The organism is Acidisoma sp. (assembly GCF_035492295.1).
Classification (GTDB): domain Bacteria; phylum Pseudomonadota; class Alphaproteobacteria; order Acetobacterales; family Acetobacteraceae; genus Acidisoma.
Window position 1 is genome coordinate 1 of record NZ_DATJJK010000287.1, and the last position, 10144, is coordinate 10144.

The 10144-nt window shown below is 65.8% G+C and carries 8 protein-coding genes and 1 pseudogene; all 9 read right to left on the reverse strand.

All coding sequences use genetic code 11. The features are described 5' to 3' along the window. Nucleotides 1-981: dihydrolipoyl dehydrogenase family protein (locus tag VL752_RS21580; RefSeq protein WP_325358617.1), on the reverse strand; the 981-nt coding region annotated here is incomplete at its 3' end. A gap of 124 nt (nucleotides 982-1105) precedes the next feature. Continuing rightward, nucleotides 1106-2332 carry a 2-oxoglutarate dehydrogenase complex dihydrolipoyllysine-residue succinyltransferase gene (gene odhB, locus VL752_RS21585; protein ID WP_325358629.1) on the reverse strand — a complete coding sequence of 409 codons (1227 nt, stop codon included), beginning with the start codon at nucleotides 2330-2332 and terminating at the stop codon, nucleotides 1106-1108. A gap of 114 nt (nucleotides 2333-2446) precedes the next feature. Beyond that, nucleotides 2447-2662, reverse strand: a pseudogene (locus VL752_RS21590) (biotin/lipoyl-containing protein); the annotation flags it as partial. 39 nt (nucleotides 2663-2701) lie between these two features. Next, the gene (locus tag VL752_RS21595) at nucleotides 2702-5611 is read right to left on the reverse strand and encodes a 2-oxoglutarate dehydrogenase E1 component (protein ID WP_325358619.1); all 2910 of its coding nucleotides are present in this window, start codon (nucleotides 5609-5611) and stop codon (nucleotides 2702-2704) included. A 202-nt stretch (nucleotides 5612-5813) separates the two neighbouring features. Beyond that, nucleotides 5814-6689: a succinate--CoA ligase subunit alpha gene (sucD, locus tag VL752_RS21600; RefSeq protein WP_325358621.1), complete on the reverse strand. Its 876-nt coding sequence runs from the start codon at nucleotides 6687-6689 to the stop codon at nucleotides 5814-5816. Between the two features lies 1 nt (nucleotide 6690). Further along, on the reverse strand, nucleotides 6691-7887 hold the full coding sequence (gene sucC, locus VL752_RS21605) for an ADP-forming succinate--CoA ligase subunit beta (RefSeq protein WP_325358623.1): 1197 nt from the start codon (nucleotides 7885-7887) through the stop codon (nucleotides 6691-6693). Nucleotides 7888-7892: 5 nt separating this feature from the next. After that, on the reverse strand, nucleotides 7893-8846 hold the full coding sequence (gene mdh / locus VL752_RS21610) for a malate dehydrogenase (RefSeq protein WP_325358625.1): 954 nt from the start codon (nucleotides 8844-8846) through the stop codon (nucleotides 7893-7895). Between the two features lie 184 nt (nucleotides 8847-9030). After that, on the reverse strand, nucleotides 9031-9963 hold the full coding sequence (locus VL752_RS21615) for a glycosyltransferase family 2 protein (protein WP_325358627.1): 933 nt from the start codon (nucleotides 9961-9963) through the stop codon (nucleotides 9031-9033). A gap of 6 nt (nucleotides 9964-9969) precedes the next feature. Beyond that, a partial coding sequence (locus VL752_RS21620; protein WP_325358631.1) for a sugar nucleotide-binding protein occupies nucleotides 9970-10144 on the reverse strand: 175 nt, incomplete at its 5' end.

Sequence of the window (10144 nt, forward strand, 5' to 3'; positions counted from 1 at the left end):
GGCCATGCCTTCGTCCTCGGCCTTGTGCGCCAGCATCGGGCCCACGCGCACGTCTCCGATGGCATAGATGCCGGGCACGTTTGTCGCGTAATGCGCGTCGGTTGCGACGCGGCCGCGCTCGTCGAGCGCGACGCCGGCGTCCGCCAGGCCCAGCCCGTCCACGAAGACTCGCCGTCCGATGGCGAGCAGCACGACATCCGCCTCCACCGTCTCAGCCGCGCCGCCCTTCGCAGGCTCCATCGTCAGCGCCACGCCGCGGTCGGTTGTTTCCGCCTTGGTGACCTTGGAGCCAAGCTTGAAGGTGAAACCTTGCTTCTCGAGGATGCGCTGGAAATCGCGCGCGACATCGGCGTCCAGCGTCGGCACGATGCGGTCGAGGAATTCAATCACCGTCACCTCGGCACCGAGCCGGCGCCAGACGCTGCCGAGCTCGAGCCCGATCACCCCGGCGCCGATCACGACCATGTGCTTCGGCACTTCGCCGAGTTCCAACGCGCCGGTCGAGGTCACGACCCGCTTTTCGTCCACCGTGACACCCGGCAGCGGCATGCTCTCGCTGCCCGTCGCGATGACGATGGCCTTCGTTCCGTATTCCTTGCCGGCGACGGAGACGCGGCCCTGCCCAAGAATTTTGCCTTCGCCCTTCAGCCAGGTGACCTTGTTCTTGCGGAAGAGGAATTCGACGCCCTTGGTATTGGCCTCAACCACTTCGAGCTTGCGCGCCATCATGCGGTCGAGATCGAGCTTCACGCTGTCGATCAGGATGCCGTGGTCCTTGAAGCTTTCGGCCGCCTCATGAAAATTCTCGGAGGATTGCAGCAGCGCCTTGGAGGGGATGCAGCCGATATTGAGACAGGTGCCGCCCAGGGTTTCGCGCTTTTCGACACAGGCGACCTTCAGGCCGAGTTGGGCGGCGCGGATGGCGCAGACATAGCCGCCAGGGCCGGAGCCAATGACGATCAGGTCGAAAGCTTCGCTCATGTTCTTTCTCCAGGGTGCCGGCGGGGAAGGGGATTGCGCGGCACATCCGCAGTCGGACGGGGCGCGGCAGGCAGCCGCGCAAAAGCAAGCGGGGCGGCGATGCCGCCGCCCCGTTGTCGGGTGATCAGAGGCCGAGGAGCAGGCGGCGCGGGTCTTCGATCGATTCCTTGACGCGCACGAGGAATGAAACCGCTTCCTTGCCGTCGATAATGCGGTGGTCGTAGGTCAGCGCGATGTACATCATCGGCCGGATTTCGACCTTGCCAGCGATCGCGACCGGCCGCTCCTGGATCTTGTGCATGCCCAGAATGGCGGCCTGCGGGGGGTTGATGATCGGCGTCGACATCAGTGAACCATAGACGCCGCCATTGGTGATGCTGAAAGTGCCGCCGGTCAGCTCTTCCAACTTCAGCTGCCCGTCACGGGCACGTCTGCCGAAGCTCGCAATCGCGCCCTCGATTTCGGCGAAACCCATCTGGTCGACATCGCGCACCACGGGAACCACGAGGCCGTTCGGGCCGCCCACCGCGATGCCCATATGGACGTAGTTTTTGTAGACGATGTCATCGCCGTCGATCTCGGCATTGACGGCGGGGAATTCCTTCAGCCCGGCGACGCAGGCGCGGACGAAGAAGGACATGAAGCCGAGGCGGACGCCGCCATTCTTCTTCTCGAAGACTTCCTTGTACTGAGACCGCAGCGCCATCGCCGCCGACATGTCCACCTCGTTGAAGGTGGTGAGCATGGCGGCGGTGTTCTGCGCTTCCTTCAGCCGGTTGGCGATGGTGCGGCGCAGCCGCGTCATCTTCACGCGCTCGTCGCGCGGTTCGTCCTGGCGGGAGGACTTGGCCGCAACCGCAGGGGCCGCCTTGGCCGGCGCGGCCGGCTGAGGCTTGGAGAGAAAGTCCAAAACGTCCCCCTTGGTGATGCGGCCGTCCTTGCCGGTCCCGGCGCCGATGTCGGAGCCGGAGAGGCCGGCCTCGGCCATGCGCTTCTGGGCGGCGGGGAAGGCTTCCAGCGCCACCGAAGCTGGTCGGGCGACGGGGCCGGAGGCCGGCGGCGGCGGGTTCACGCCGGCATCGGGCTTGGCTGCGGGCTTGGGTGCCGGGGCGGCACCAGCGCCGGTCGCGATGACGCCGAGCACGGCACCGACCTCGACCTCGCTGCCGTCTTTCACCGTGATGGTGGACAGCCTGCCGGCGGCCGGGGCGTTCACCTCGACCGAGACCTTGTCCGTCTCGAGTTCGAGCAGTGGCTCGTCGGCGGCGACGGCCTCGCCTTCCTGCTTCAGCCAGCGGGACACGGTGGCACTCGTCACGCTCTCGCCGAGCGTCGGCACGACGATGTTGATCGAAGTGCCAGCGGCGGCGGGAGCCGTCGCCGGCTCGGGGGAGGAGGCGGCCGCCTTCGGCGCCTTGGGTGAGGCGGCCTTGCGGGCGCCCCCGGCTTCGGCGATTTCGCCCAGCACGGCGCCGACTTCAACCTCGGCCCCGTCCTTCTGCAGGATCGGCCCAAGCGTGCCGGCGGAAGGTGCATTGACCTCCACGGTCACCTTGTCGGTCTCGAGCTCGACCAGGGGCTCATCCGCGGCGACCGTGTCGCCCTCCTGCTTGAGCCACCGGGCAATGGTGGCGGAGGTCACGCTCTCACCAAGCGTAGGAACCTTGATCTCGGTCGGCATCGTCGCTCCTGATCGGACTGACTAAGGTATCGGATTAGGCTATTGCAGAGCGGCGGAGACGAGCGCCGCCTGCTCCTGGGCGTAGGTCTTGGCGGAACCCGTGGCAGGGCTTGCCGCTTCCCCGCGCCCGATATAGCGCGGACGCTTGGACGCTGCGTCGATGGCGACCAGAACCCGCTCCAGCCGGCGATCGACGAAGGTCCAGGCGCCCATGTTTTCGGGCTCTTCCTGGCACCACACGACCTCGGCATTCGGATAGGACTGCAGCACGGTGCGCAGACCCATGGCCGGGAAGGGGTAGATCTGCTCAAGGCGGACCAGCGCCACGTCCTGGATGTTCTGTTCGCGCCGGGCTGCCAGAAGATCGTAATAGACCTTGCCGGAAGAGATGACGACGCGGCGGACACGCTCGTGCGCCACCAACTCGTCGATCTCGCCGATGACCTTGCGGAAGCTCGTGCCTTCGGCCATTTCGCTCAGCGGAGACACTGCCAGCTTGTGTCGCAGCAGGCTCTTCGGCGTCATGATGACGAGCGGCTTGCGGTAGTTCCGCTTCAGCTGACGCCGCAGGGAATGGAAGTAGTTGCCCGGCGTCGTGATGTTGCAGACCTGCATGTTGTTCTCGGCGCAGAGCTGCAGATAGCGTTCCAGGCGGGCGGAGGAATGCTCCGGACCCTGGCCTTCCTGGCCATGCGGCAGCAGCAGTGTCAGGCCAGACATGCGCAGCCACTTGGTTTCGCCGCTGGAGATGAATTGGTCGATCACCGCTTGCGCGCCGTTTGCGAAATCGCCGAACTGGGCTTCCCACAGCACCAGCGTGCGCGGATCGGCGACGCTGTAGCCGTATTCGAAGCCAAGCACGCCGACCTCGGAAAGCAGCGAGTTGTAGACCTCGATCTTTGCCTGGCCGCTGCGGATGTTGTTGAGCGGCGTGTATTCGTTCTGGTTGCTCTGGTCGATCAGCACCGCATGGCGCTGGCTGAAGGTGCCGCGCTGGCAATCCTCACCCGACAGACGCACGCGATGGCCATCGAGCAGGAGCGTGCCGTAGCCGAGTGCCTCGCCGGTTGCCCAGTCGATCCCCTCGCCGCTGTCGATGGCGACCTTCTTGGCTTCGAGCTGGCGGGCGATCTTCGGATTGACGTTGAAGTCCGTCGGCACGCGGGAGATTGCGGCGCCAACTTCGCGCAGCGTCTCGAGCGGTACGCCGGTCTTTTCTTCCTGCCGGGTTTCGTCATCCTCGCCGCGGTTGAGGCCGGCCCACTTGCCTTCCAGCCAGTCGGCCTTGTTCGGGCGATAGGATTTCGCGGCCTGGAAGGACTCCTCAAGGCGGGCGGTGAATTGGTCCCAGACGTCCTGGGCCGCTTCGGCGTCCATCACGCCCTCGGCCACCAGCTTTTCGGCATAGAGGGTGCGGGTCGTCTTCAACTGGCCGATCGCGCGATACATGATCGGCTGGGTGAAGGCGGGCTCGTCGGATTCGTTATGGCCGTGGCGGCGGTAGCAGACGATGTCGATCACCACGTCGCAGCCGAATTCCTGGCGGAACTCGGTGAGCAGCTTGGACGCGAAATAGACCGCCTCCGGATCGTCGCCATTCACATGGACGATGGGGGACTGCACCGACTTCGCGACGTCCGTGCAGTAGAGGCCCGAATAGGCATGGGCCGGCACCGTCGTGAAGCCGATCTGGTTGTTGGTGATAACATGCACCGTGCCGCCGGTGCGGTAGCCGATGAGCTGGCTCATGGCGAGTGTCTCATAGACGATGCCCTGACCGGCGAAGGCGGCGTCGCCATGCAGCAGAATGCCCATGACGGAGTGGCGGCCGCGGGTGTCCCCGGCCTCGTCCTGGCGGGCGCGCACCTTGCCGACGACGACCGGGTCCACAACCTCTAGATGCGAGGGGTTGGGCTGCAGCGAGAGATGCACCTTACGGCCCGCGATCTCGACGTCGGTGGAGGTGCCGAGATGGTATTTAACGTCGCCCGACCCCTGAACGTCGTCCGGCTTCGGGCTCATGCCGCCGAATTCGCTGAAGACCGCAGTGAAGGGCTTCTTGACGATGTTGACGAGGGTGTTCAGGCGTCCGCGATGGGCCATGCCGATCGCCACCTCGCCCACGCCCGCCTGGGCCGCGGTGCGGATGATCGTGTGCAGCGCGGGGATGGTCGATTCACCGCCTTCCAGGCCGAAGCGCTTGGTGCCGACAAAACGCTTCTGGCAGAAAACCTCGAAAGCCTCAGCCTCGGTCAGTTCCAGCAGCAGCTGCGTCTTGCAGCCGCCCTCCAGCTGATCGCGCCAGGCGACGCCCTCGATCCGGCGTTGCAACCAGTCCTTCTGGCGCACGTCCTGGATATGCATGAACTCGATGCCGATGGTGCCGCAATAGGTCTCCTCGAGCACCGTCATGATTTCGCGCAGCGTCGCGGTCTCGCGGCCGAGCATATTGTCGATGAAGATCGGCTTGTCGTAGTCGGCGGCGGTGAAGCCGTAGGTCGCGGGATCAAGCTCGGGATGGTGGCGCGGCGCCTGCTGGCGGAGCGGGTCGAGCTTCGCGCTGAGATGACCGCGCACGCGATAGGCGCGGATCAACATCAAGGCGCGGATCGAATTGATTGTGTCTTCATGGGCGTGGGTGGCGGCCGCCGCCCGCGCCATGGGAACGCCCGGGCCGGTTTGGGCGGAGGGGACGGCGCCGGCCTTGCCATCGGCGGGTGCCTTCTTGGGCGCAGCGGCCTCAGGCTCGATCTCCCACTGCCTGGGCGCCCAGGAGGCGCCCGAAGCGTCCGTCAGGACCGACCGCGCTTCGTCATTCAGCGCTTCGAAGAGGGTTGCGAAGCTTGGATCAACCGATGCCGGGTCGCGCACCCAGCGGGCATAGAGATCGGCGATGAAGGCTGCATTGGCACCGTTGAAGGCCGTTGCGAGAATATCGACGCCTGGCATGGGGGCTCCGTTGAATACAGTCCCGCCCGGACCGGGCGGGGCCGCCGCTGTCTGGCAAGTGCTATAAGCCGCGGCGCCCTTCAAAAATAGTGTGCGCACGTTGATTAGGAGACATCACAGTCAAACTCCTGGGTTGCCTCTCGCGCATGGTGATGCCCTGCTCCAGCCGTATTTCGCAGAGCAGGACATTTGTTCACCTCAACTAACCACCGAGCGCCTTGATCATCGTGCTGCCGAGCGAGGCCGGGCTATCGGCGACGTGAATACCGGCATCCCGCATCGCCTCGGTCTTGGCGGCGGCGGTGTCGCGGCCGCCGGAAATGACGGCGCCCGCATGGCCCATACGCCGGCCCGGAGGGGCGGTCGCACCGGCGATGAAGCCCACCACCGGCTTCCTGGTGCCGCTGTGCTTGATGAAGTCGGCTGCCACCACTTCGCTCTGGCCGCCGATCTCGCCGATCATGATCAGCGCCTCGGTTTCGTCGTCCTTGAGGAACATCTCGATGACTTCGAGGAAGTCGAGGCCCTTCACCGGGTCGCCGCCGATGCCGACGCAGGTGCTCTGGCCGAGGCCGGCCGCCGTGGTCTGGGCCACCGCCTCGTAGGTCAATGTGCCGGAACGGCTGACGATGCCGATCTTGCCCCGCCGGTGAATATGGCCCGGCATGATGCCGATCTTGCAGGCATCGGGGGTGATGACGCCGGGGCAGTTCGGCCCCACCAGGATCGACTTGGAGCCTTCGAGCGCGCGGTGCACCTTAATCATGTCCAGCACCGGAATGCCTTCGGTAATGCAGACGATGAGCGGCATCTCGGCGTCGATCGCTTCCAGGATCGAATCGGCCGCAAACGGCGGCGGCACATAGATCGCGCTGGCCGTCGCGCCGGTCTTTTCCCGCGCTTCGCGCACCGTGTCGAAGACCGGCAGGTCGATATGGACGGAGCCGCCCTTGCCAGGCGTCACGCCACCCATGACCTTGGTGCCGTAGGCGATCGCCTGCTCGGAATGGAAGGTGCCCTGCGCCCCGGTGAAGCCCTGGGTGATGACGCGGGTGTTGCTGTCGACGAGGATGGCCATGTTATGCGGCTTCCTTAACGGCGCGGACCACCTTCTCGGCGGCATCCGCAAGATTGTCGGCCGCGATGATCGGCAGGCCGGACTTCGCCATGATTTCCTTGCCCAGGGCGACGTTCGTGCCCTCGAGCCGCACGACGAGCGGAACGGTGAGCGACACCTCGCGGGCCGCCGCGATCACGCCTTCGGCGATGACGTCGCAGCGCATGATGCCGCCGAAGATGTTCACCAGAATCCCCTCCACATTCGGGTCGGAGAGGATAATCTTGAAGGCGGCGGTCACGCGCTCCTTGGTGGCGCCGCCGCCGACGTCGAGGAAGTTTGCAGGCTCGCCGCCATAGAGCTTGATGATGTCCATCGTCGCCATGGCAAGGCCGGCGCCGTTCACCATGCAGCCGATGGTGCCGTCCAGCGCCACGTAGGAGAGGCTGTACTTGTTCGCCTCCAGCTCCTTCGGGTCTTCCTCGGCCTCGTCGCGCAGGCCTTCCAGGTCGGGATGGCGGAAGAGGGCGTTGTCGTCGAAGCTCACCTTGGCGTCGAGCGCCACGACCTCGCCGGCCTTGGTCACGACCAGCGGGTTGATTTCGACGATGGCGCAGTCGAGATCGACGAAGGCTTTGTACATCGCCAGCACAAATTTCGTGAAGGCGCCCACCTGCTTGCCGGAAAGGCCGAGGCCGAAGGCAAGGCCGCGCGCATGGAAGGGCGAGATGCCGGTCGCCGGGTCGATCGCCGTGCGCAGGATCTTCTCGGGGTTGTGCTCGGCAACCTCCTCGATCTCCATGCCGCCTTCGGTGGAGGCCATGACCACGATGCGCGAGGTGGCGCGGTCGACGAGGAGCGAGAGGTAGAGCTCGCGGGCGATATCGCAGCCGGCCTCGATATAGACGCGGTTGACGGTCTTGCCGGCCGGGCCGGTCTGCTTCGTCACCAGCGTGTGGCCCAGCATGGCGGCCGCTGCTTCACGGACTTCCTCGATGGACTTCGCGAGGCGGACACCCCCCTTGCCGTTCGGATCATCGGCGAAGCGGCCGGCGCCGCGGCCACCGGCATGGATCTGCGACTTAACGACGTAGATCGGCCCCGGAAGCTTATCGGCGGCCGAGGCCGCCTCATCAGGGGTCCAGGCCACGTAGCCATCGAGCACGGCCACGCCTGCGGCCTTCAGGAGCTCTTTGGCCTGGTATTCATGGATGTTCATGAGGTTCAGCCCACCAGTTGCTTGGATGCTTCGATCACGCTGCGGACGGCGCTGCAGGATCGCGCGAAGGCGGTCCTCTCGGCGTCATTCAGCTTGATCTCGACGATGCGCTCCACGCCGCGCGCCCCGATCACCACGGGAACGCCGACATAGAGGTCATGGATGCCATATTGCCCGGTCAAGTAAGCGGCACAGGGTAGCACGCGCTTCTTATCGCGGAGATAACTCTCCACCATGGCGACGGCGGAAGCGGCGGGCGCATAGAAGGCGCTGCCGCGTTCCAGGAGTTTCACGATTTCACCGCCGCCATGCGCGGTGCGGCTCACGATGGCGTCGATCCGTTCCTGGGTCGTCCATCCCATCTCGATGAGATCGGGAACTGGAATGCCAGCGACGGTGGAGTAACGCACCAGCGGCACCATGGCGTCGCCGTGCCCGCCGAGCACGAAGGCGGTCACATCTTCCACCGAGACGTCGAATTCCTGAGCCAGGAAGAGGCGGAAACGGGCGCTGTCCAGCACCCCCGCCATGCCGACCACGCGCTCGGGGGGCAGGCCGGATTTCTGCTGCATCACCCATACCATCGCGTCGAGCGGGTTGGTGATGACGATCACGAAAGCGTCTGGAGCGTGCTGTCGGATACCCTCCGCCACCTGGGCGATGACACCGGCATTCCGGGCCACCAGATCGTCGCGGGACATGCCCGGCATGCGCGGATATCCGGCGGTGACGATCACCACATCCGCGCCGGCGATCATTGCGTAGTCTGAGCCGCCCACCAGCGTCGCGTCGAAACCGTCCACCGGGCTGGACTGCATGATGTCAAGCGCCTTGCCCACCGCGACCCCGCCGAAGACGTCGAACAGCGCGACATCGCCCAGTTCCTTCAGGCCGATCAGATGGGCGAGGGTTCCACCGATATTGCCGGCGCCGATCAGGGCGATCTTGTTCCGGGCCATGAGGGTCCTTCCACGGATGAGTACGGGAGGCGGACGGAGAACAGCCGAAGCCCCTCGAAATCGGGGCAAAGGCCAGGAAGTCCGCCCGTGCTAGCTCAAGTGTTGCAGTGCGGCAAGCAGGGTTTGCCCGCCTCGGTCCTGGATTTTCCTGCGGGTCTGCACTGCCGGGAGTGCGGGACTGTCATCACCCGATTAGAAACCAGAGGCGAAAAAGCACGGTCTGCATGAAGGTGTTGCGAAGGAAACCGGGAATCGCCAGCGCCCGTAGGCGGAGGATGGCGCCGCCGGCGAGGCCGCGGGCGATGGTGTCGAGTTGCGCGCGCACGTCAGGGGCGAAGCTTTCGGCATTCTCCTGCAGTGCTGCTACATTTTTCCGGAACACAGACATAAATGCGGACGGTCCTCTTTGCATTGCAGCGAGGGCGCGGCGCGGCGCGGAGGAGGGAGCGCCGACAACGTTCGCCGCATGCTGGCGATACAGGATGACCGGCTGTTCATCGCGCAGGATCGCCCCGCCCGCGGCCGAGACCAGGATGTAGCACCACCAGTCGTGCCAGCCCTCGCGCGGCGGCAGGCTTGCCGCGACCAGCCGGATCGCCGGCCGGTTCAGGGCCACGGTGCAGCCGGTCGCGATGTTTTGGGTGAGGCAGGCGGGGAAGCCTGCAGGCCCGGCGAGGGAGGCGGAGAGGCCGATCTGGCGCAGGTCGTCATCCACCAGGCGCTGGCGGGCGCAGTACAGGGCGGGCTTGTCCAGCGGTGTCTCGTTCAGCGCCGCCAGCGCGCGGGCGAGTTTTTCTGGCAGCCAGACATCATCCTGATCGGCGAAGGCGATGGTCGCCGCGCCCAGATTTTCCGCCGCGCGGAGCAGGGCCATGAAGCTGCTGACAACGCCCTGATTGCCGGCGGGCTCGGCCACCGCCCGGAAGTGCGTGGGATGGGCGGCACCCCATGCGGTCATGAGGGGAACTGTCCTGTCCGAGGATCCGTCGTCCCGCCACAGCAGAAGCCAGTCCCGTTCGGTTTGGGCGAGCAGGCTTTCCAGGAAGGGCGGGAGGTAGGGCGCGCCGTTAAAGGTCGAGAGCAGGATGGCGCAGCGCGGCATCCTGTACAGAGCCAAGGCGCCTCAGCCCTGCGGCCCCAGCAGCCGGTCGACGGTCCGGGCCAGGCTCGCGCGCCAATCGGGCAGCGTCACGCCAAAGGTCTCGCGCAGCTTGGTGTTGTCCAGGCGGGAATCGGCCGGGCGCTTCGCGGGTGTCGGCCAGTCGGCGGTTGCGATGGCTTCGACCTCGGGGAAGGGG

Excerpts from the sequence above, each read along its gene's own strand:
- VL752_RS21595 (WP_325358619.1), bottom strand. The coding sequence starts at position 5,611 with ATGCCAGGCGTCGATATTCTCGCAACGGCCTTCAACGGTGCCAATGCA.
- sucC (WP_325358623.1), bottom strand. The coding sequence starts at position 7,887 with ATGAACATCCATGAATACCAGGCCAAAGAGCTCCTGAAGGCCGCAGGC.
- mdh (WP_325358625.1), bottom strand. The coding sequence starts at position 8,846 with ATGGCCCGGAACAAGATCGCCCTGATCGGCGCCGGCAATATCGGTGGA.
- sucD (WP_325358621.1), bottom strand. The coding sequence starts at position 6,689 with ATGGCCATCCTCGTCGACAGCAACACCCGCGTCATCACCCAGGGCTTC.